The sequence below is a fragment of the Pantoea sp. E956-1 genome, from assembly GCF_982223955.1.
This window is the reverse complement of sequence record NZ_CEUYZP010000001.1, coordinates 288,837-307,894: the sequence shown is the minus strand read 5'-3', so window position 1 is coordinate 307,894 and position 19,058 is coordinate 288,837. Positions and strand designations below refer to the sequence as shown.

At 57.4% G+C, this 19,058-nt stretch carries 24 protein-coding genes; 13 read left to right on the top strand and 11 right to left on the bottom strand.

The features are described 5' to 3' along the window. Positions 1-65: 65 nt before the first annotated feature. The 5 genes from AC0T7J_RS01535 to AC0T7J_RS01515 are packed head-to-tail and all read left to right on the top strand — an operon-like array spanning position 66 to position 5,239. Positions 66-1,697 carry an ABC transporter substrate-binding protein gene (locus AC0T7J_RS01535; protein ID WP_473791656.1) on the top strand — a complete coding sequence of 544 codons (1,632 nt, stop codon included), beginning with the start codon at positions 66-68 and terminating at the stop codon, positions 1,695-1,697. Continuing rightward, a complete protein-coding gene (locus AC0T7J_RS01530) occupies positions 1,694-2,725 on the top strand; it encodes an ABC transporter permease (protein WP_010245000.1) in 1,032 nt (343 codons plus the stop codon). The genes AC0T7J_RS01535 and AC0T7J_RS01530 overlap by 4 nt, the downstream gene beginning before the upstream one ends. Next, positions 2,722-3,627 (top strand): ABC transporter permease, encoded by a 906-nt coding sequence (locus tag AC0T7J_RS01525; RefSeq protein WP_473791654.1) that lies wholly within the window; start codon positions 2,722-2,724, stop codon positions 3,625-3,627. The genes AC0T7J_RS01530 and AC0T7J_RS01525 overlap by 4 nt, the downstream gene beginning before the upstream one ends. Further along, the gene (locus tag AC0T7J_RS01520) at positions 3,599-4,465 is read left to right on the top strand and encodes an ABC transporter ATP-binding protein (RefSeq protein WP_010245006.1); all 867 of its coding nucleotides are present in this window, start codon (positions 3,599-3,601) and stop codon (positions 4,463-4,465) included. The genes AC0T7J_RS01525 and AC0T7J_RS01520 overlap by 29 nt, the downstream gene beginning before the upstream one ends. Positions 4,466-4,474: 9 nt before the next feature. Beyond that, positions 4,475-5,239: an ABC transporter ATP-binding protein gene (locus AC0T7J_RS01515; RefSeq protein WP_473791653.1), complete on the top strand. Its 765-nt coding sequence runs from the start codon at positions 4,475-4,477 to the stop codon at positions 5,237-5,239. Between the two features lie 70 nt (positions 5,240-5,309). Here AC0T7J_RS01515 and AC0T7J_RS01510 read toward each other — a convergent pair whose 3' ends face one another. Beyond that, positions 5,310-5,948, bottom strand: a complete 639-nt coding sequence (locus AC0T7J_RS01510; protein ID WP_003853539.1) for an RpiB/LacA/LacB family sugar-phosphate isomerase — start codon at positions 5,946-5,948, stop codon at positions 5,310-5,312. 139 nt (positions 5,949-6,087) lie between these two features. On the opposite strand from AC0T7J_RS01510, the gene AC0T7J_RS01505 reads away from it, so the two are divergent. The 3 genes from AC0T7J_RS01505 to AC0T7J_RS01495 all read left to right on the top strand — a co-directional run bounded on the left by AC0T7J_RS01505 (position 6,088) and on the right by AC0T7J_RS01495 (position 7,739). Then, entirely contained in the window at positions 6,088-6,417 is a 330-nt protein-coding gene (locus AC0T7J_RS01505) for a cupin domain-containing protein (RefSeq protein WP_010245017.1), read from the top strand. A 272-nt stretch (positions 6,418-6,689) separates the two neighbouring features. Then, positions 6,690-6,923: a hypothetical protein gene (locus tag AC0T7J_RS01500; RefSeq protein WP_473791651.1), complete on the top strand. Its 234-nt coding sequence runs from the start codon at positions 6,690-6,692 to the stop codon at positions 6,921-6,923. A 321-nt stretch (positions 6,924-7,244) separates the two neighbouring features. After that, positions 7,245-7,739 (top strand): P-loop nucleotide/nucleoside kinase family protein, encoded by a 495-nt coding sequence (locus tag AC0T7J_RS01495; protein WP_473791649.1) that lies wholly within the window; start codon positions 7,245-7,247, stop codon positions 7,737-7,739. A gap of 19 nt (positions 7,740-7,758) precedes the next feature. Here the strand turns inward: AC0T7J_RS01495 and AC0T7J_RS01490 are convergent, their stop codons facing one another. Next, the gene (locus AC0T7J_RS01490) at positions 7,759-8,652 is read right to left on the bottom strand and encodes a dihydrodipicolinate synthase family protein (protein ID WP_473791648.1); all 894 of its coding nucleotides are present in this window, start codon (positions 8,650-8,652) and stop codon (positions 7,759-7,761) included. Positions 8,653-8,777: 125 nt separating this feature from the next. Here AC0T7J_RS01490 and AC0T7J_RS01485 point away from each other — a divergent pair, with 125 nt between their 5' ends. From AC0T7J_RS01485 to AC0T7J_RS01465, 5 genes are all read left to right on the top strand, one after another. Continuing rightward, entirely contained in the window at positions 8,778-9,092 is a 315-nt protein-coding gene (locus AC0T7J_RS01485; RefSeq protein WP_473791647.1) for an antibiotic biosynthesis monooxygenase family protein, read from the top strand. A gap of 1 nt (position 9,093) precedes the next feature. Next, positions 9,094-9,477 carry an amino acid-binding protein gene (locus AC0T7J_RS01480; protein ID WP_473791646.1) on the top strand — a complete coding sequence of 128 codons (384 nt, stop codon included), beginning with the start codon at positions 9,094-9,096 and terminating at the stop codon, positions 9,475-9,477. 4 nt (positions 9,478-9,481) lie between these two features. Beyond that, the gene (locus tag AC0T7J_RS01475) at positions 9,482-10,192 is read left to right on the top strand and encodes an ArsR/SmtB family transcription factor (RefSeq protein WP_473791644.1); all 711 of its coding nucleotides are present in this window, start codon (positions 9,482-9,484) and stop codon (positions 10,190-10,192) included. Positions 10,193-10,517: 325 nt separating this feature from the next. Next, positions 10,518-11,822: a tricarballylate/proton symporter TcuC gene (tcuC, locus tag AC0T7J_RS01470; protein ID WP_473791642.1), complete on the top strand. Its 1,305-nt coding sequence runs from the start codon at positions 10,518-10,520 to the stop codon at positions 11,820-11,822. Between the two features lie 10 nt (positions 11,823-11,832). Beyond that, positions 11,833-12,642: a substrate-binding domain-containing protein gene (locus AC0T7J_RS01465; protein WP_473791640.1), complete on the top strand. Its 810-nt coding sequence runs from the start codon at positions 11,833-11,835 to the stop codon at positions 12,640-12,642. Here AC0T7J_RS01465 and psrA read toward each other — a convergent pair. From psrA to AC0T7J_RS01420, 9 genes are all read right to left on the bottom strand, one after another. Further along, positions 12,617-13,516: an L-proline-binding transcription factor PsrA gene (psrA, locus tag AC0T7J_RS01460; RefSeq protein ID WP_473791639.1), complete on the bottom strand. Its 900-nt coding sequence runs from the start codon at positions 13,514-13,516 to the stop codon at positions 12,617-12,619. The two genes, AC0T7J_RS01465 and psrA, sit on opposite strands and share 26 nt — an antisense overlap. Before the next feature lie 105 nt (positions 13,517-13,621). Then, entirely contained in the window at positions 13,622-14,062 is a 441-nt protein-coding gene (locus tag AC0T7J_RS01455) for a thiol-disulfide oxidoreductase DCC family protein (protein ID WP_033767195.1), read from the bottom strand. Next, positions 14,031-14,654, bottom strand: a complete 624-nt coding sequence (locus AC0T7J_RS01450; protein ID WP_473791636.1) for a P-loop nucleotide/nucleoside kinase family protein — start codon at positions 14,652-14,654, stop codon at positions 14,031-14,033. The genes AC0T7J_RS01455 and AC0T7J_RS01450 overlap by 32 nt, the downstream gene beginning before the upstream one ends. Continuing rightward, complete coding sequence (locus tag AC0T7J_RS01445) at positions 14,651-15,088, bottom strand: PTS sugar transporter subunit IIA (protein ID WP_031592905.1); 438 nt, start codon at positions 15,086-15,088, stop codon at positions 14,651-14,653. The genes AC0T7J_RS01450 and AC0T7J_RS01445 overlap by 4 nt, the downstream gene beginning before the upstream one ends. 9 nt (positions 15,089-15,097) lie before the next feature. Further along, positions 15,098-15,367, bottom strand: coding sequence for a hypothetical protein (locus tag AC0T7J_RS01440; RefSeq protein ID WP_010245053.1), 270 nt, complete (start codon positions 15,365-15,367; stop codon positions 15,098-15,100). Between the two features lie 95 nt (positions 15,368-15,462). Beyond that, complete coding sequence (locus AC0T7J_RS01435) at positions 15,463-16,305, bottom strand: class II fructose-bisphosphate aldolase (RefSeq protein ID WP_473791634.1); 843 nt, start codon at positions 16,303-16,305, stop codon at positions 15,463-15,465. Beyond that, positions 16,292-17,659 (bottom strand): PTS sugar transporter subunit IIC, encoded by a 1,368-nt coding sequence (locus AC0T7J_RS01430; RefSeq protein WP_473791632.1) that lies wholly within the window; start codon positions 17,657-17,659, stop codon positions 16,292-16,294. Before AC0T7J_RS01430 ends, AC0T7J_RS01435 begins: the two co-directional genes overlap by 14 nt. After that, the gene (locus AC0T7J_RS01425) at positions 17,652-17,966 is read right to left on the bottom strand and encodes a PTS sugar transporter subunit IIB (RefSeq protein WP_010245062.1); all 315 of its coding nucleotides are present in this window, start codon (positions 17,964-17,966) and stop codon (positions 17,652-17,654) included. The genes AC0T7J_RS01430 and AC0T7J_RS01425 overlap by 8 nt, the downstream gene beginning before the upstream one ends. Positions 17,967-17,975: 9 nt before the next feature. After that, positions 17,976-18,956 (bottom strand): 6-phosphofructokinase, encoded by a 981-nt coding sequence (locus AC0T7J_RS01420; RefSeq protein ID WP_473791629.1) that lies wholly within the window; start codon positions 18,954-18,956, stop codon positions 17,976-17,978. Positions 18,957-19,058: the final 102 nt, after the last annotated feature.

Below are 19,058 nucleotides of genomic sequence, written 5' to 3'. Positions count from 1 at the left end.
CCTCTGTGCCGCGCAGCAGGCAGAGCCGTAAACGGGAAAAACCTCTGACCTGCTGGACCTTACCTATGACTCTGACACAACGATGTGGCGCGTGGCTGATCGCGTTACTGGTGCTGACGGGCAGTGCGTCAATTCAGGCGCAGACCCCGGATGACCAGCTGATTGTCGGCATGAATATGAACAACCTGCTTACCCTGGATCCGGCCGCCATGACCGGTAACGAGGTGGTCGGCATTGTAGTGAATCTCTATGATGGCCTGGTCGAGCTTAACCCGCAGCAACTCACCGAGGTGCGCCCGGCGCTGGCGGAACGCTGGTCAGTCAGCCCGGATAACCGCACCCTGACTTTTCACCTGCGCGACAACGTCAGGTTTCATTCCGGCAATCCGCTCACCAGCGCCGATGCGGTCTGGTCGATGCGGCGGGTGCTGCATCTGAACCTGGCGCAGGCGTCGGTGTGGAAATCGTACGGCTTCAGCCGTGACAACGTTGACCAGATGATTACCGCGCCCGACGACCACACGCTGGTGATCACCCTGCCTAAGCCTAACGATCCGCAACTGGTGATCTACTCACTGGCAGCACTGGGCAGCATGGTAGTACTGGATCGCAAAATCGTGCAGCAGCATGAGGTGGATGGAGACTGGGGCAACCGCTGGCTTACCACCCATGAAGCGGGTTCCGGCCCGTTCCGGCTGGATGTGTGGCAGGCAAAAGATGTGCTGCGCATGAGTCGTGCGGCTGATTACTGGCGCGGCGAGGCGAAGATGTCGCGGGTGGTATTCCGCCATCTGCAGGAGTCGCAGACCCTGCGGCTGATGATGGAGAAAGGCGATCTGGATATCGCCAGTAACATGGCGATCCCCGATGTGCGCGCCCTGCGGCACGATCCCGACCTCACCATTGATGCGGTAAGAAAAGGGACGATCTACTACCTGGCGATGAGCATGAAAGATCCGCACTTCGACAATATCAAAGTGCGGGAGGCGGTACGTTACCTGGTCGATTATCAGGGCATCAATAAAAGCCTGATGACCGGCTATGGCGAGCTGCATCAGCGCCCGATTCAGGCTGGCATGCCCGCCACGCTGCCCGATCCCGGTTACCGGCTCGATGTGCCACGCGCCCGCGCACTGCTGGCTGAAGCGGGTTATCCGGACGGCTTCGACACCACGCTGCGGGTGCTGGCCGATCAGCCGTTTCTGAACATCGCCATCGCGGTGCAGTCGACGCTGCTGCAGGGCGGGATCCGCGCAAAAATCATCACCGGCACCGGTAACCAGATCTATGGCGCGATGCGCGATCGCCAGTTCAGTCTGCTGGTCGGACGCGGCGGCAGCGGCGTGGAGCCGCATCCCCACTCCAGCCTGCGCGCGCTGGTCTACAACCCGAATAACGCTGACAGCGCCCGGCTGACCAACTTCCAGGGCTGGCGCACCGGTTTCTACGACGCGCAGCTCAACAGCATGATCGATCAGGCGCTGGTGGAGCGCGACAAAACCCGCCAGCAGCAGGCCTATTACGCCATCCAGCAGCGCTATGACCAGTTGGTGCCTGCACTAATGCCGATTTCACAAATGCTCGACTCCGTGGTGGTCAGCAACCGGGTGCAGGCTTATCAGCCGCATCCCTCAGCGACCACCTTCCTCCGCGATGTCTGGAAAACCCCTGATCGTCTGGCGGGAGGCACCCCATGATCCTGACTCTGACCCGAACGCAGTGCCGCCGCATCAGCCATCGTGCGGTGCAGGTAGTGATTACCCTGTTCGGCCTGTTGCTGCTGACCTTTTTTATTGGCCGGGTGATGCCGCTGGATCCGGTGCTGGCGATTGTCGGCCCCGACGCCGATCAGGCCACCTATCAGCAGGTTTATCACCAGCTCGGCTTTGATAAACCGCTGTGGGTGCAGTTTGGCATCTACCTTAACGCGCTGCTGCATGGCGATCTCGGCCATGCGCTGCTCACCGGTCAGCCGGTGGTGCATGACATTGTGCGCGTCTTTCCGGCAACCGTAGAGCTGGCCACGCTGGCGATTGTGATTGGCGCAGGACTGGGCGTGCCGCTGGGTGTGCTGGCGGCGGCGCGGCGCAACAGCGTCATCGACTATGTAGTGCGGATGCTCAGCCTGGCCGGTTACTCCACCCCAATCTTCTGGGTCGGCATGATTGGCCTGCTGCTGTTCTATGCCCATCTTGGCTGGGTCGGCGGCGCAGGTCGGGTGGACTTCAGCCTGGATGGCATCGTGCCACGTCGCACCGGCTTTATGCTGATTGACGCCCTGCTGGCGGGCAACAGCCAGGTATTCTGGAATGCGCTGAATCATCTGGTGCTGCCCGCCTCGCTGCTCGGTTTTCACTCCATGGCCTATATCAGCCGCATGACGCGCAGTTTTATGCTCGCGCAGCTTTCGCAGGAGTTCATTCTGACCGCGCGGGTCAAAGGCCTGACCGAATGGCAGGTGATCTGGCAGCACGCCTTCCGCAATATCCTGGTGCAGCTGCTCACCGTGGTGGCGCTGGCCTATGGCTCGCTGCTGGAGGGCGCGGTGCTGATTGAAACCGTCTTCTCCTGGCCCGGCTTTGGCTCTTACCTCACCGGCAGCCTGATGCTGGGCGATATGAATGCGGTGATGGGCTGTGTGCTGGTGGTAGGCCTGATTTTTGTGCTGCTTAACCTGATCTCCGACCTGCTCTATCAGGTGTTCGATCCGAGGACCAAAGTATGACGATCTCTTTTGACGCTGCGTCTGTGAGTCATTCCCGTGAGCGGCTGGTGCGCTGTCAGCGTTTTGCTGCCCGCTGCGGCTATTTCCTCTGGCGCATGGCCTGTAATCCCCTGACCGCGATTGGCGGCGGCATTGTGTTAGTGCTCTGCATCGTGGCGCTATTCGCGCCCTGGATTGCGCCGTATCACCCGCTGGTTCAGGATCTGAACAATGCGCTGACGCCGCCCGGCGCGGCCCACTGGTTCGGCACCGACGAGTTTGGCCGGGATATCTTCAGTCGTCTGGTATGGGGCGCGCGTATCACGCTCTACATCGTGCTGCTGGTGTCAGTCACCGTCGGGCCACTGGGTCTGCTGCTGGGCGTCACCGCCGGTTACTTTGGCGGCAAAGTCGACAGCGTGCTGATGCGCGTCACCGACATCTTTATCTCTTTTCCCAGTCTGGTACTGGCGCTGGCCTTTGTTGCCGCGCTGGGGCCAGGACTGGAGCATGTGGTGATCGCGATTACGCTCACCGCCTGGCCACCCATTGCCCGCCTGGCCCGCGCCGAAACGCTGTCGCTGCGTCAGGCGGACTTTATCTCGGCGGTGCGCTTACAGGGCGCGTCGCCGCTGCGGGTGCTCTGGAAGCACATCATTCCGCTCTGCCTGCCGTCGGTAATTATTCGCATCACCATGAACATGGCAGGCATTATCCTCACCGCCGCCGGGCTGGGATTTCTCGGGCTGGGCGCACAGCCACCGGATCCGGAATGGGGCGCGATGATCGCCAGTGGCCGCACCTACATGCTGGAGTGCTGGTGGGTAGTGACCGTGCCCGGTCTGGCGATCCTGATTAACAGCCTGGCATTTAACTTCTTAGGAGATGGCCTACGTGACCTGCTCGATCCCCGCAGTGAGTAACGCCTCGCCGTTGCTCGACGTGCGCGATTTGCACGTGAATTTTGTTAACGGACGCCAGATTACGCCAGCGGTACGCGGCGTCTCCTTTCAGCTCGGTCAGGAGAAGCTGGCGATTGTCGGTGAGTCCGGCTCCGGTAAATCGACCGTAGGTCGCGCCCTGCTGCAGCTGCATCCGGCTAAGGCGCGCATTGAGGCGAGCCGGATGCAGTTTGGCGATATCGACCTGTTGCACGCCAGCCCGGCAGAGATGCGCGCCATTCGTGGCAAACGCATCTCAATGATTATGCAGGACCCGAAATATTCGCTGAATCCGGTGATCCGGGTGGGCGAGCAGATTGCCGAAGCCTGGCGCAGTCACCATCGCGGCCAGAAATCGGCGGCACGTCAGCGGGCGCTGGCGATGCTGGAGGAGGTGCAAATCCGCGATCCTGAACGGGTATATCAGCTCTATCCCCATGAGATTTCCGGCGGTCAGGGGCAGCGCGTGATGATCGCCATGATGCTGATCACCGAGCCGGAACTGGTGATTGCCGATGAACCCACCTCTGCGCTGGATGTCTCGGTTCGCCTGCAGGTGCTGGCGCTGCTGGATGATCTGGTGAAAGCGCGCGGTCTGGGACTGATTTTTATCAGTCACGATATCAATCTGGTGCGCAGCTTCTGCGATCGGGTGCTGGTGATGTACGCCGGACGCGTGGTGGAGTCGCTGGCCGCCAGCGAACTTGACCGCGCGCAGCATCCCTATACCCAGGGACTGCTGGCAGCACTGCCCGATCTTGATCGGCGGCGCACGCGTCTGCCAGTGTTACAACGTCACGCCAGCTGGCTAACTGACTAAGGAGTTACGATGATTGAGGTGAAAAATCTCAACCTGAGTTTTGGTGAAGAGGGTCGCCGTAATCAGGTGCTGTTCGACGTCAGCCTGCAGGTTAAACAGGGTGAAATCTTCGGGCTGGTCGGTGAGTCAGGTTCGGGCAAGACCACGGTGCTGAAGTGTCTGGCGGGCCTGTTTAATCACTGGCAGGGAGAGCTGACCATTGATGGCCAGCCGCTGGCGCACCGCATCGATCGGGCGCGTTGCCGTCAGGTGCAGATGGTGTTTCAGGACCCTTATGGCTCGCTGCATCCGCGTCACACGCTGGGCGATATCCTTGAAGAGCCATTACAGATTCAGGGTATCGGGCAGCGCCAGCAGCGCGTCGTGGCGATGCTGGATAAGGTCGGGCTGAATCGCGCCTGGCAGACGCGTTATCCGCATCAGCTTTCTGGTGGTCAGCGTCAGCGCGTGGCGATTGCCCGGGCGCTGATTTTAGAGCCGCGCGTGCTGCTGCTGGATGAACCGACCTCCTCGCTGGATGTTTCGGTGCAGGCGGAGATCCTCAATCTGCTCAGCGATCTGCAGCAGCAGGAGAACCTGACCTATCTGATGGTGACGCACGATCTCGGCGTGGTGGCACACCTCTGCCATCGCGTGGCGGTTATGCAACAGGGCAAGGTACTGGAGACGCTGGATGTGCCGACGCTGGTGGCCGACCGGGCCGCGATGCCCTATACGCGGATGCTGGTGGAGGCGAGTCGTCATTACAACCCGGCGCTGGTGCAGCAGAGCTGACGTTCAGCTGATGGCGGGAAAGAGAGAATAAAAAAAGGCCGGTCAGACCGGCCTTATAACCCCGGATGCGTTAGTGGGTCAGCTGACGCACAAAGGCGACGATTTCCTGATTTTTGCCATGCTCAAACAGACACTGCTGGAAGCGTGGGCCACTAACGGCAGTACGCACCAGTTCAGGGTCGATGGCGCGCAGCGTGTCGAGGTAGTTCTCTTTAATCACGGCAGCTTTGACCTGATTCAGCAGACCGGCGTTACGCACCTGCGGCTCTTTACGCTCTGGCGGATAGCCATTGCCCTTCTCGCCGGTGAAGGCTTTTTCAAAGATAAAGCGCAGGTTAAGTTCAGCGCCCCAGCCAAAGCCTTTGGCGAACGGCAGAGATAAGGCATTACCGTTGTTGATCTGCGCAAAAAGATAGGCATCCGCCGGATCGATACAGTAGCCGCAGACGACGCCCGGATGGATGTTAAGCGACATCAGCGCGCCCTGCCCGGTGCCGCAGCCCGCGACCACGAAATCCACGGCCTGGCTGTTGAGCAACACGCTGGCCTGAATGCCGAGGTGAATATAGGTCAGGTGGTGATCCTGCTCATCGCTCATCCCGACGTTGAAGACCTGATGGCCCAGTGGCTGTGCGACGCCTTCCAGTTCTTTCAGCACGGTAACGTTTTTAGCGGCCTGGCTGTTTTCCATCATTAACGCGATTTTCATGATCTACCCTTATAAATTAATTGAAACACCGTTTCATTTTAGTGAAAAACCACTAAAGTGCATGAACTAATTCACCCGAGTGCTGTGAGATTCATCACAAAATGGCCACCGCAGCCGGGGCAACCGCAGGAGGAGTGCAATGTTTATCTACCATAAAGAGCGACCACTGGAAGATCTGGGCAACGGCGTAACCCGCCGCGTGCTGGCGTACGGCGGCACGATGATGGCGGTAGAAGTGATTTTTGAAAAAGAGGCTGTCGGCCCGCTGCATCACCATCCACACGAGCAGCTGACCTATGTGCTGAGCGGACGTTTTGCCTTCACCATCAATGGTGAAACGCGTGAGGTGGGCGCAGGAGATACGCTCTATAAAGCGCCCAATGTGGTTCATGGCTGTGTCTGTCTTGAGGCGGGCACGTTACTGGATACGTTTACGCCGCAGCGTGAAGATTTCCTGACCGCTAAATAATGCAGGCGGCCCACAGGCCGCCTGTTCAACTGATGCATAACTGACCTCTTTTTTTCTGCTCCCGAATCTGGCTTAAAAACCCGTACAATTTTTCTGTAATTCCTGATCCGGCTAACTCAATGATTAGCCGGGATTTACTCCGCAACCGCGCTGCGCTTAGCTTTGGCTTAAAAATGAATCAGGCAGATTTCTGTACAAAACCCGGAACGTTGTATAAGTTTAATGGCAACAGCCGTGCGTTTTTTAACCTGAAACAGGACAAGAATATGCCAATGCAAAACACCCTTACGTTGCCGGTAAACCACACCGTCCCGGTCAAAAATGAGTTCAGTTCATCTTTTGCTGCGTCTGAGCAGGACAAACTCAACTTTCTGATCGAAGAGTTAATGGAAGCGGGCAAGGAAAAAAGCTGTATGGAACTACTGCGCCATCTGGCATCCGCAGACAGTGCCGAAGAAGAAGCATGCTGCCGTGAACTGCTGACGTTACTGATGGCAAAAAAATGAAGCCAGTTGCCCGCAGTTCAGCGCAGATTCAACACTCTCTGAAAGCATATCTGATAGCGCACGCTACGCCTGACCGCACTTCCCCGTTCAGGCGTGTCAGCGCGCCCAGCGAAAGCCGTGCCTATTTCTGAATGCAGTCATGCCCGCAGCAGCAGAGACTGTTACGCGCGGCAAACCAGGTTTTACTCACCAGCATCTTTATGCCTGTCATTGCCCATCTCTCCCCTGTATTGTTAGCCTGAATCCCGCTTCGGCGAGACCTGCTTTACCTTCCCTTCGCGTCATGCGCGCGGCTCACTATCAGGCTGACACAGGAGTGATATGACCATGACTTTTGCCCCCGCCACGCTGCATCTGCTGTGTGGAAAAATTGCTTCCGGGAAATCGACGCTGGCGGCGGAGCTGAGCGCAGCCCCCGGTTGCGTGGTGATCAGCGAGGATCAGTGGCTCGCCGCGCTCTATAAGGACGAAATGCAGTCGGTGGCCGATTACGTGCGCCATGCGGCAAAACTCAGAAAGGCGATGACACCTCATCTGGTCGCGCTGCTTAACGCAGGCGTGTCGGTGGTGCTCGATTTTCCTGCCAACACCCGGGCGAATCGCGACTGGATGATGTCGGTGATTAAGGCATCCTCTGCCGACCATCGCCTGCATTATCTGGACGTGCCGGATGCGCTGTGTAAATCGCGCCTGCACGCCCGAAATCAGGGCGGCGAACACGCCTTTGCCGCATCAGACGCGCAGTTCGCGCTGATTACCCGCTATTTTGAAGCGCCGCAGGAGGAAGAAGGCTTTAACCTGGTAAGACACAGTTAACGCCCTCTGGCGTGAGATCTCAGGAGAGGTCGAGTGCCGCGAGCACGTCAGCAATCTGCTGGCAGTCCGCCGCGGAGAGCGGTAACAGCGGGCGCGGCAGGCAGTCGCGTTCGGTGAGTCCCAGCAGCCCCGCCGCGGCGCTGATCACCCGGAAACTGCCGCCATGCTGGCGGAACAGCGCCCATAACGGCTGCAGGCGATCGGATTGCGCTCTGACGCTCTGATGGTCACCTGCGGCCGCCGCTTCGGTCATCGCTTTTGCGACGCGCGGAAACAGTCCACCGCACACTGAATACCAGCCATTACAGCCCGCAATCAGCCCGTTGGCGGCTGAGGCATCGCCACTGACGCCAATCGACACGGCATCGGGCAGCGTGCTGCGCAGCAGAGCGAGGCGATCGTTAGCCGCAGATTGATCGGCCGGTACCCCAGGAATTTTCACTGACCCGATACCGGGAAGTGCGGCGATCCGGCTCAGCAGCGCATCGGAAAACGTAAAATGGGTGGTGCCCGGATTGTCATAGATACAGACTGGCACCGAGGCGTGTCGCGTCACGGTCTCAAAAAGCGTGAAAACCTCATCGTCATTCAACGCCTGATAACCCAGCGGCGGCAGCAGTAAGGCGGCTGCGCCCGCCTGTTGCGCGTCCTCCGCCAGCGCCAGCACCTCGTCAGTGCCTACCGCACCAATGCAGATCATCACCGGAATCGACTCTGCATGTTCCACCGCCAGCTCTGCGATGCGCCTGCGCTGAGCGCGGGTGAGATAGGCGTAGCTGCCGGTTGACCCCAGCAGGCCAAGGGAATCGACTTTTGCATCAGTCAGCCTGCGCAGCAGCCGCAAAAAAGCCGCCTCATCGGGCTTGCCTGCTGCAAAGGGAGTAAGGGGAAACGCACTGAGTCCGCTGAACATATCATCTGCTCCATTACAAGGTTGCACTGGCTGGCGATCGCCCCTGCAGCCATATTTCGTTTCCGGCCGAAGCATCAACCCGCCCCGCCCGCTATTTTTGCGCTATCACCCACAGGAGGATAGCGATGATTGCCGTACTATTTGAAGCCGAAGCCCGACCCGAACACCAGGTGCGTTACCTGCAACTGGCTGCCGACCTTAAACCGCTGCTGATACAAAACAGCGGGTTTATCTCTCTTGAGCGCTTTCAAAGCCTGACCGATGAGAAAAAAATTCTCTCGCTCTCCTGGTGGCGCGATGAAGAATCGGTGCTGGCCTGGAAGCGCAACCTCTGTCACCAGGTCGCACAGCATGAAGGCCGCGAGACCCTTTTTGCCAGTTACCGTCTTCGCATCGTCACGCTGGTCAGAGAATATGCCTCACAACAGGGAGTAAATTAACATGTTCGATATTCATGTCATCCTGCAAAATAGTCCAGGCAATCTTTCCCGGCTCACCACGCTGCTGGGCCATCATGGGATTGGACTGGAAGGCGGCGGTCTGTTCTCCTTTGGTGAACAGAGCCATGCTCATTTTCTGGTTGCGGAAGGTGAACGGGCGCGGGCCGTGCTGGAAGCCGGGGGTATCGCCGTCGAGGCGGTTAACGTCCCGCTTATTCGCAGGTTACCGCAACAGCGTCCCGGCGAACTGGGAGCGATCACTGCACGCCTTGCCGATGCCGGAATCAACATCCTGGTGCAATACAGCGATCACGCTAATCAGCTGATCCTGATCACCGATAACAATCGATCAGCCGCCGGGCTGACCACAGAATGGGCACGCTAATCTGATGGCAACACCACAACCGCACAACGCACCTGACGATAGCGAAGCACTTGAGAACGCAATTGTGGGCGTCGCCGCCGCAATGGCCGATGCGTCACGGGTGAAGATGCTGTCCGCGCTGATGGATGGACGCGCCTGGACCGCCACCGAACTCAGTGCCGTCACCGACGTGGCGCCCTCAACCGCCAGCGCCCATCTGAACCGGTTGATCAACAGCGGCTTGATTGTCTGCGTGGCGCAGGGGCGTCACCGTTATTACCGACTGACCGGCAGTGACATCGCTGCGCTGATTGAGAACATGATGGGCGTATCGTGGCGACGGATTGCCGCGCCAGCGAGCACCACCCCGACATCACTTCGCTCCGCCCGCACCTGTTACGACCATCTGGCCGGGGATATTGCGGTGCAGATCTATGCCGCAATGGCGCAGCAGGGCTGGATCACACCGGAAGGCAGTGCTGTCACCCTGTTGGGTCTGCAGCAGTTTGCGGCGTTGCAGATTGATCTGTCACAGCCCGGACGCCGCAGAGCCTGCTGTGGCTGTCTCGACTGGAGTGAGCGCCGGTTCCATCTCGGCGGCTATGCGCGTGCAGCGCTGCTAAGCGCTTTTGAAACGCAAGGCTGGCTAACCCGGCAGCCTGGCTACCGTGAAGTCGCTTTTACCGTGGCGGGCGCCCGACATTTACGTCAGATTTTTGGCATAACCTTTCCCTGACGCCTTGCTGCCTGCGTTCTGAACCCTTTTTGCCGCCAGACTCTGCGCTGATGGCCTCAGACAAGCCAGATTCCGCCTCTTCGTCTGCAACACGCTTATGAAATCTGTCACATTTCCGCAAACTCCTCTCAGACCCACTCACAGGCGCAAAAAACCAACCCGTCATTTAACCGGTTGAATCTGAACCACTTTAAGTAATAACGCCTGGCAATCATGCGGCTGGCACATTAATTGATGCCCTTTTTGCACTTATTTAGCGCCGGGCGCTGATCCACTCTTCAGTCACAGGCGCGGCAAAAAGCGTCAAACCTTACTGGAGTTACTGATGCAGACAACCTCACCCATGACTCACCGCGCCAGGATTGGCGCAATATTCCGTGTTACCTCAGGCAACTTTCTCGAACAGTTCGACTTCTTCCTGTTCGGTTTCTATGCCACCTATATCGCCCATACCTTTTTCCCGGCCAGCAGTGAGTTCGCCTCACTGATGATGACCTTTGCCGTGTTTGGCGCAGGGTTCCTGATGCGCCCGATTGGCGCGGTAGTGCTGGGGGCGTACATCGATAAGGTCGGCCGTCGTAAAGGGCTGATCGTCACGCTCTCCATCATGGCGGCAGGCACCTTTATGATCGTGCTGATCCCCTCTTACCAGAGTATTGGCCTGTGGGCACCGCTGCTGGTGCTGATCGGTCGGCTGCTACAGGGCTTCTCCGCCGGTGCGGAGCTGGGCGGTGTATCGGTCTATCTGGCGGAGATCGCCACACCAGGCCGCAAGGGCTTCTACACCAGCTGGCAGTCGGGCAGTCAGCAGGTCGCGATTATGGTGGCGGCGGCGATGGGCTTTATCCTCAACGCGGTGCTGGAAGAGAGCGCCATCCGTGAATGGGGCTGGCGCATTCCGTTCCTGTTTGGCTGCCTGATTGTGCCGTTTATCTTTCTGCTGCGTCGCAAACTGGAAGAGACTCAGGCGTTCAACAACCGCCGCAGCCATCCCGATGTGAAGCAGGTGTTCCGCATCCTGCTCGCCAACTGGCAGGTGGTAATTGCCGGGATGCTGATGGTAGCAATGACCACGACTGCGTTTTACCTGATTACGGTTTACGCGCCGACCTTTGGCAAGAAAGTGCTGCTGCTCAGCGCCTCTGACAGCCTGCTGGTGACGTTGCTGGTGGCGGTGTCGAACTTTATCTGGCTGCCGATTGGCGGCGCGATCTCCGACCGCTTTGGCCGTAAGCCTGTGCTGGTCGCCATGACTCTGCTGGCAATAGTCACCACCTATCCGGCCCTGAGCATGCTGGCCGCCGCACCGGGTTTCTCGATGATGCTGGGCGTGCTGCTGTGGCTTTCAATGATCTATGGTCTCTACAACGGCGCGATGATCCCGGCGCTGACCGAAATCATGCCAGCGGAAGTGCGTGTGGCGGGCTTCTCGCTGGCCTATAGCCTGGCAACTGCGCTGTTTGGTGGCTTTACCCCAGTGATGTCAACCGGCCTGATTGAGCTGACCGGCGATAAAGCCTCGCCAGGCTACTGGATGAGTTTTGCCGCAGTCTGCGCGCTGGGGGCAACACTTTACCTCTATCGTCGCACCCGCAGTGCCGTATCGCCTGTCCATGAAACTGTTAGCTGAGGAACGTAAAATGAAACTGAAAACGATGTCGCTGTACGCTGCTCTGCTGTTCAGCGTGGCGGGCAGCGCCACGGCGCAGGCAAAAGAGCTGACGGTGATGATCTCCGGCGGGTTTAAAGCAGCGTGGGATACGCTCTCGCCCCGCTTTGCCCAGCGTGAAGGGATCACTATCAACACCGTCGCCGGTCCGTCTATGGGCAAAACCCCGCAGGCCATTCCGGCACGACTGGCGCGCGGTGAACCGGCCGATGTGGTGATTATGGTCGGCGATGCGTTAAGCGATCTGCAAAAGCAGGGCAAGACGCTGCCGGGTTCACGGGTTGAACTGGCGGACTCCCGCATCGGCGCGGTGATTAAACAGGGTGCCACACCGGTTAAGATCGGCAGCGAAAGCGCGTTGCGTACTGCTCTGCTGAAGGCCAGCTCCATCGCCTATTCCGACAGCGCCAGCGGTAAATATGTCAGCAGCCAGCTGTTCAGCCGCCTGGGCATTGAGGATCAGGTTAAGGCGAAAGCGGTGAAGGTTGAGCGCATCCCGGTGGCCTCAGAGGTCGCGGCCGGTAAATACGCTATCGGCTTTCAGCAGGTCAGTGAGCTGCTGCCGGTACCGGGCGTAACGTTTATTGGCGAACTGCCGGACAAGCTGCAATACACCACCCGCTTCGCCGGTGCCGTGGTGCGCAAGTCAGCGCAGCCGGATGAGGCGGCTAAGCTGCTGCGCTGGCTCGCCTCTTCTGAGGCACAACAGGCGGTGCACGCCAGCGGACTGCACACCGTGAAAGTGTCAAAACCGGTTAAAGCCGCTGATACTGTTCAATAATCAGGTTCTCCAGTTCGCCCGCAATGTGCGACAGCATCCGGCCATTTTTACGCAGCAAGCCCACAGTGCGCTTCACCTGCGGATCGGTTAACGGCACCGCCATCAGCAGGGCGTGATCGTAGCCAGGCATCGACATGGCGGGGACGGCAGCAATGCCGAGCCCCGCCTCAACCATCCCCAGCATGGTGGTGACGTGGCGGGTTTCACAGATACAGGGCTTCTCCGGCATGATCGCCTGCAACGCCTGATCCAGCAGGTTGCGATTGCCGGAGGTTTTATCCAGCCCGACCCACTCATACTGATAAAACGCCTGCCAGCTCAGACTCTTTTTGCCGGCTATCGGATGGTCACGCCGACAGGCCGCCACATACAGGTCATCCATCAGCGGCTGAAAATGCACATCCGGCTGCGAGCGGCTGGAAAAACTGATGCCGAAGTCGGCCTGACCGCCCATCACCGCGTCATAAACGTTGGCCGCGCTGCTGTCGATCAGTTTGACTCGTACGCGGGGATAGCGCGCCTGAAACAGCCGGATGATGTTGGGCATAAAGTAGTAGGCGGCTGACGGCACGCAGGCCACGGTAATCAGTCCCGTGCGGGCTAAGTTCACCTCACTGAGATCGGCCATGACCTCTTCAAAATCAGCCAGCAACTTATCCGAGCGCTGCGCAAACGCATGCCCCTTCAGCGTCAGCGTAACGCGGCGCGTGGTCCGCTCAAACAGTTTGATCCCCAGCGAGGTTTCCAGCTTATCTATCCGGCGGCTCAGCGCCGATTGTGAGAGGCAGATCGATTCCGCCGCCAGGCGAAAATTGCCAAACTCCACCAGCGCACGAAACGCATAGAGATCGTTGAGATCGAAATTAACCGGCATAAATTCCTCTGACCGCTGCCTGCAAGCATCACTTTTATCTGACATTCGGTGGACATAACAATAATATCATTGTTCTCATTGCCACCTGTGACTGGCTGTTAAAGATTAGTGAGCGGTATCAACCTGATGCAGAAATCGTCCGGGATAATCGGGTTGAATGGCGTGCTGGGCGCTGTAACGCCCAAACAGCTTATAGCGGTTTAACGCGATGCGGTCGTAGGCAAAGTTACTGATCGCGTCGGGAAAGTGGCGCAGCACCGCCAGCCCGCGCCAGGGTGCCGGCAGGTGCTGCATTACGCGGAACACCGCCTGCGCCCGCAGCCAGTGCTGGTTATCGGCAATGTAGACGATGGTGCTGATGTTCTCTTCCGGCAGTCCGGCCCAGCGCAGCAGCGCTTTGCCCTGCTCGCTCTGCACCGAGGCAAAACGGACCTGCCGCGCCAGATGGTGACGCAGCAGGAACTGAACCCAGCCGTTGCACAGCTTACAGACACCGTCATAGAGCACGGCGCTTTCACCGGTTTGCAGATAAGGGGGCGACGACATCCTGCAACTCCTCACTCCTCTGATGATGAACTGAAGTGTAGCGGGTTCTGGTCAGTTGCTGCTGCAGCCAGTGAATAACGGCAGCGTGATCCTGGGCGCAGGCATCAACCTCATACACCGGGCCCAGCGTCATCGGCGTGGCCTGTTGCGCCAGCTGGCGCAGTTCAGGAAGATATTCAGCCCCCGGATGGCCCGGAAGCCGCTGCAACAGCCGCGCCTGGTAGCGCGCCACCGCCGCTTCCGGTTCAATCTTCAGCCACAGCTCCAGCGCCTCCTCCACGCCCGCCTGTTTCAGTCCCTGCTCCAGCAGCGTGCGGGGCTGGAACCCAAACCAGGCGTCGATCAGCCAGATCTGACTGGCGGGAGCCTGCGCAACGATATTCCAGATCGCCTGATAGGCCGCGCAGCCCAGTTGCCGGTTACGCTGGCGATCGACCGGCGCAAAAGCGTGCATAAAGGGTTCTTTCAGGCTATCGAGCGTCAGCACCGGCCAGCCAAAGTGGTGTGACAGCGCGTGCGTCAGGGTGCTTTTACCCGACGCCGGAATGCCATTAACCAGCACCACGCGTTTTAACGGTGTTTTTAGCGTCATAAAATATCGATGACCTCCGCGATGCTGCTGGCCTGACGTAACCGGACCAGCGTTTCCTCATCTTCCAGCAGCGACACAATCGCGCGGATCCCCTCTTCGATATGAGCGTTGCTGTCACGCGCACCAAACATGATAACAATGTCCGCTTTATCACTGCCCTCAAACGAGATCGGTTCATTCAGCAGAATCATACTGAAACAGTCGCGGATCACCCCCGCTTCCGGTCGCGCATGGGGAATGGCGATCCCCTCCTCAAACACGTAATAAGCGCCATGGGCCAGCGTATTGGCGATTACCGCATCAGGATAAGAGGCATCGAGATAGCCACCACTGACCAGGGGTTCGGCAGCCAGCGCGATAACCTGACGCCAGTCCGTGGCGTCGATACCAATCTGAATAGCGTTTGCCTCTTGCAATAACTGCTTAATCGTCATCAGCTCTCCTTAAATCGACTGGCGAACCACATTGCGTAATTCATCGATTTTGACAAACAGCGCATCAATTTCATTGCGATAGCGACGGCTTTTCGCAAATAAGCTTAATGCCCGGTTATATTCCAGCATTAATTGTTTTTGTGTTTCGCCATCACGCGGATTAATAGCCAGCTGCTGCTCCAGTTGCGTTATTTTCTCGCGACTTAATTCCGCCAGATGGTCCTGCTGCTGCTCGCTGGGTTGTTCCACAGCCGGAGACTTTTTTAAGAATCCAAACATAGGCTCTCCTGCCCCGTAGCATGTCGGGGTGGCTCAGATTAATAGGTAATTATAAAAGGTTTGACGCAATAAGCCGGTGATGGCGAAACGGGCGATTACCGGAATAACTGCATCTTCTCCACCAGCACGCTGGTTACCGCATCATTGGCCGGCACCAGAAAATTACGCACACTGTCATTGACCTTGCCTTTTTCAAAGGTCGATTTGCACTGCGCCACCCACTGAACATTCATTTCGGTGCCGACATTGACCTTCTCAATACCGCTGCTGACCGCCAGCCGCATATCTTCATCGCTGACGCCGGTGCCGCCGTGCAGCACCAGCGGCGTGTGGGTTGCCGCCGTAATATCTGCCAGTCGCTGATGCTGAATATGCGCTTTACCGGTGTAAAGTCCATGCACGGTGCCGATGGAGATCGCCAGCATATCGACGCCGGTCTCTTCGACAAAGCGGCGCGCATCTTCCACCGGCGTAAACGCAATCGCCTCCATCTCCACGCATTTACCATCTTCCGAGCCGCCAATCGCGCCGAGTTCGGCTTCTACCGAAACATTGTGCGGACGCGCCATATCAATCACCCGGCGAGTGTTGGCAATATTCTCTTCTATCGACAGATGTGACCCGTCATACATCACGGAACTGAATCCGGCATCAATCGCGGTCTGAATCGCCGCTAAATCGGAACAGTGGTCGAGATGCAGACAGGTCGGGACATTTTTGCTCTCTGACAGCGATTTAATGGCATCGACCAGTAATTTATGGCCGAGATATTTTGCCGTGCCGGTGGAGATCTGAATCATTAACGGGCTGTTGGTTTTCTCTGCCGCTTTAAAATAGGCGGGCAGCATCTCCAGGCAGTGAAGATTGAAAGAACCCACCGCTTTAAAGTCGCGCTCTTTAGCCAGCTTTAACAGATCGGCGAAGTTATAAAGTTTCATGGAGTTTTTCCTCTTGAGGTTTTGTGGATTTGCCATTAACAAACCAGGCAAGCGCGGTAACAAAGGCAATAAACAGGGCAACGAACAGCCAGTTATTCTGGAAAGCGTGGCCGAGCACCAGGCCGGTACTGATCACGTCTGAGTCACTGAAGGTCACACCGGTGAAGCCATAACTCTCCAGCATCGGCACCAGGATAGCGGGCAGAATGGTGATAAAGAGACCGTGCACAAAGCCGCCGATTATCGCCCCGCGCCGTCCACCGATCGCATTACCAAATACTCCGGCGGTGCCACCGGCGAAGAAGTTAGTCAGCAGGCCAGGCAGGATCATCGCCAGACCAAACATCGGGAAGACGATCATGCCGACAATCGAGCCGAGCGTGGTGGCGAGGAAGCCAACAATCACCGCATTCGGGGCATAGGGAAACATCACCGGGCAGTCCAGCGCCGGCTTAGCATCCGGTACGACACGCATGGCGATACCACGGAAGGCGGGCACCAGCTCGTTAAGCAGCAGGCGGACGCCGCTGTAGAGCACGAAGACCCCGGCCACGAACTGAATCGACTGCATAAAGGCGTACATCAGGTAGTTCATGCCATTGCTGTACTGGGCGATAAACGCCGGACCGGCCGCGACGGCGGGGATCAGGTACATCGGCACCATCACCAGCGCCATCGACAGATAGGTATCCTGCAGAAACTTGAAGTTATCGGGCAGCTTCAGATCTTCGGTAGATCGCGATCCTTTGCCGACCACTTTGGCGACCGCCGCCGTGACCAGATAACCAATGGTGCAGAAGTGACCCAGGGCAACGTCGTCCGAGTCGGTGATACGCCGAACCACAGGCTGCGCCAGCGCAGGCATCACCACGGCCATGATCCCGCCAAAGATACCGCCGGTCAGGATCAGTGGCAGACCGGTCAGCCCCGCCTTATAGCCAATCACTGCGCCAATCGTCGCCATCCACAGCAGGGCCTGCCCGGTGAGGAAGATGTACTTAAAAGGCGTCAGTCGCGCGATGATGATATTGACGATAAAGATCACCAGCAGCGTCAGCGCCACTTCAGAACCCAGCTCACGGTTAGCCAGCCCGGCAATAGCGGCGACGTCGGTGATATAGCCACGCATGCCAAAGCCGTGGGTAAAAATGGTATTGAGGAACGTCAGCGTCCCCACAATAATATTGATACCCGCCATCATAATTAAAAAGCCGAGCAGGGTTTTAAAGGTGCCTTCCACCACCTTGCCTGCGGATTTCTTTTGCAGCAGCAGACCGATCAGGGCAATAAAGGCGATCAGAATGGATGCCTGTCCCAGCAGATCTTTTACCAGAAAGTCGATCACACTATTCATGGGCGGCGACCTTTACGTTGCGTTCTTTTAAAAAGGCCAGAATCTTCTGCTCTATTTCCGCTTTATCGGTGAGCCGGTTAAGAATAATGACCCGTTTAATCTGTTCCGGACTGGCGTCGGCATTTAACACATCAGCAAAGGCTTTTTGGGTCAGAATCATATCCGACTTAAAAGCATTCGCTTCTGAAATAGTGGTGTGATCGATATCGGCCTCTATCTCCAGTTTTTTTAAAACCGCTTTTGCGCTCATCTCAATCGCAAAACTGGATCCTAAGCCACAACCACAGACACATAATATTTTCAGCATGGTTTTTCCTCACAAGATATGGAGTTGTTTAGCGAGTTTGTAATGGTGCCCGTCAATATCGACCAGGCGTTTTTGCATGCTTATTAAATCAATCGGAATCGGTTTATTGCTGCCGTTGATAATGACCGCTTTATTCCGCATACCTGACTGAATACAACGCACCACTTCACTGGCCATAATGGTGCCCTGATAAATCTCTTCGCAGGTGGGATCACCATTCCGCAGCCCGTAACCGAGGATAGTTTTACGGACACGCACGCCAATAAGTGGCTCAAGCTGTTTGATTAAGGTGTCGATAGCCCCCTGAAAACCGGGTGAATATTCGCGGGTGTAACCTTCTGAGCAAAGAATGATCACGCTGTTCTGTTCTGCCAGCCGCTGGGTGATGCGCTGCGCCAGTTGTGGCAGCGGGATCTGGCACTCCGGGATCAGCGCAATGTCCGCATTGGATTTAATCGCCGACTGGAGAGTTAATTCGCCGCAGTAGCCACCGAGTAACTCCAGCATAAAGACCCGGCCTGGTAAGGCGCGCCCGGTATTGCGCAGTTTTGCGACCTCTTTTAATACCTGCTCACAGGCGGTGGAAAAACCCAGAGTGTAATCACTGCCGAAAACATCATTATCGATGGTCATGCCGACGCCGAAACAATTCACGCCAGACTCCGACAGGATGTGGAGAAATTGCAGCGACCCGTCACCACCCGCCATGATTAATACGTCAATCCGGGCGCTTTTCAGCTGGCGCGCAATACATTCATATTCTCTGGGCACCAGTTTCTTTTGCGTGCGTCCCGATTGCATAACCGGAATCGGGGCGATGGAAAAGTCGAGCAGGTCACGCTGGCTGATATCACGGTGGTTATTTGCCAGCAGGCCGGGAATGCCGCCGTCAAATATCACGATCTCCGCCTGCGCCAGTCGCCCTAACTGGAAGACAAAATTATTAATGCCGGTCACATCACCGCCACTGATCACCATTCCAATTCGCATTTCCCTCACCTCGCGGACTTATTCTGCTGAGGGCCATTCTTCCGGTTCGCAGGGTTACTATTTGCAGAGGAGATCACAGTTACGCGCGGTATTTTTCGGGCG

What these genes read in the sequence shown, in the direction of transcription:
- AC0T7J_RS01535 (WP_473791656.1), top strand. Translation starts at nt 66, where the DNA reads ATGACTCTGACACAACGATGTGGCGCGTGGCTGATCGCGTTACTGGTG.
- AC0T7J_RS01530 (WP_010245000.1), top strand. Translation starts at nt 1,694, where the DNA reads ATGATCCTGACTCTGACCCGAACGCAGTGCCGCCGCATCAGCCATCGT.
- AC0T7J_RS01525 (WP_473791654.1), top strand. Translation starts at nt 2,722, where the DNA reads ATGACGATCTCTTTTGACGCTGCGTCTGTGAGTCATTCCCGTGAGCGG.
- AC0T7J_RS01515 (WP_473791653.1), top strand. Translation starts at nt 4,475, where the DNA reads ATGATTGAGGTGAAAAATCTCAACCTGAGTTTTGGTGAAGAGGGTCGC.
- AC0T7J_RS01510 (WP_003853539.1), bottom strand. Translation starts at nt 5,948, where the DNA reads ATGAAAATCGCGTTAATGATGGAAAACAGCCAGGCCGCTAAAAACGTT.
- AC0T7J_RS01505 (WP_010245017.1), top strand. Translation starts at nt 6,088, where the DNA reads ATGTTTATCTACCATAAAGAGCGACCACTGGAAGATCTGGGCAACGGC.
- AC0T7J_RS01500 (WP_473791651.1), top strand. Translation starts at nt 6,690, where the DNA reads ATGCAAAACACCCTTACGTTGCCGGTAAACCACACCGTCCCGGTCAAA.
- AC0T7J_RS01495 (WP_473791649.1), top strand. Translation starts at nt 7,245, where the DNA reads ATGACCATGACTTTTGCCCCCGCCACGCTGCATCTGCTGTGTGGAAAA.
- AC0T7J_RS01490 (WP_473791648.1), bottom strand. Translation starts at nt 8,652, where the DNA reads ATGTTCAGCGGACTCAGTGCGTTTCCCCTTACTCCCTTTGCAGCAGGC.
- AC0T7J_RS01485 (WP_473791647.1), top strand. Translation starts at nt 8,778, where the DNA reads ATGATTGCCGTACTATTTGAAGCCGAAGCCCGACCCGAACACCAGGTG.
- AC0T7J_RS01480 (WP_473791646.1), top strand. Translation starts at nt 9,094, where the DNA reads ATGTTCGATATTCATGTCATCCTGCAAAATAGTCCAGGCAATCTTTCC.
- AC0T7J_RS01475 (WP_473791644.1), top strand. Translation starts at nt 9,482, where the DNA reads ATGGCAACACCACAACCGCACAACGCACCTGACGATAGCGAAGCACTT.
- tcuC (WP_473791642.1), top strand. Translation starts at nt 10,518, where the DNA reads ATGCAGACAACCTCACCCATGACTCACCGCGCCAGGATTGGCGCAATA.
- AC0T7J_RS01465 (WP_473791640.1), top strand. Translation starts at nt 11,833, where the DNA reads ATGAAACTGAAAACGATGTCGCTGTACGCTGCTCTGCTGTTCAGCGTG.
- psrA (WP_473791639.1), bottom strand. Translation starts at nt 13,516, where the DNA reads ATGCCGGTTAATTTCGATCTCAACGATCTCTATGCGTTTCGTGCGCTG.
- AC0T7J_RS01455 (WP_033767195.1), bottom strand. Translation starts at nt 14,062, where the DNA reads ATGTCGTCGCCCCCTTATCTGCAAACCGGTGAAAGCGCCGTGCTCTAT.
- AC0T7J_RS01450 (WP_473791636.1), bottom strand. Translation starts at nt 14,654, where the DNA reads ATGACGCTAAAAACACCGTTAAAACGCGTGGTGCTGGTTAATGGCATT.
- AC0T7J_RS01445 (WP_031592905.1), bottom strand. Translation starts at nt 15,088, where the DNA reads ATGACGATTAAGCAGTTATTGCAAGAGGCAAACGCTATTCAGATTGGT.
- AC0T7J_RS01440 (WP_010245053.1), bottom strand. Translation starts at nt 15,367, where the DNA reads ATGTTTGGATTCTTAAAAAAGTCTCCGGCTGTGGAACAACCCAGCGAG.
- AC0T7J_RS01435 (WP_473791634.1), bottom strand. Translation starts at nt 16,305, where the DNA reads ATGAAACTTTATAACTTCGCCGATCTGTTAAAGCTGGCTAAAGAGCGC.
- AC0T7J_RS01430 (WP_473791632.1), bottom strand. Translation starts at nt 17,659, where the DNA reads ATGAATAGTGTGATCGACTTTCTGGTAAAAGATCTGCTGGGACAGGCA.
- AC0T7J_RS01425 (WP_010245062.1), bottom strand. Translation starts at nt 17,966, where the DNA reads ATGCTGAAAATATTATGTGTCTGTGGTTGTGGCTTAGGATCCAGTTTT.
- AC0T7J_RS01420 (WP_473791629.1), bottom strand. Translation starts at nt 18,956, where the DNA reads ATGCGAATTGGAATGGTGATCAGTGGCGGTGATGTGACCGGCATTAAT.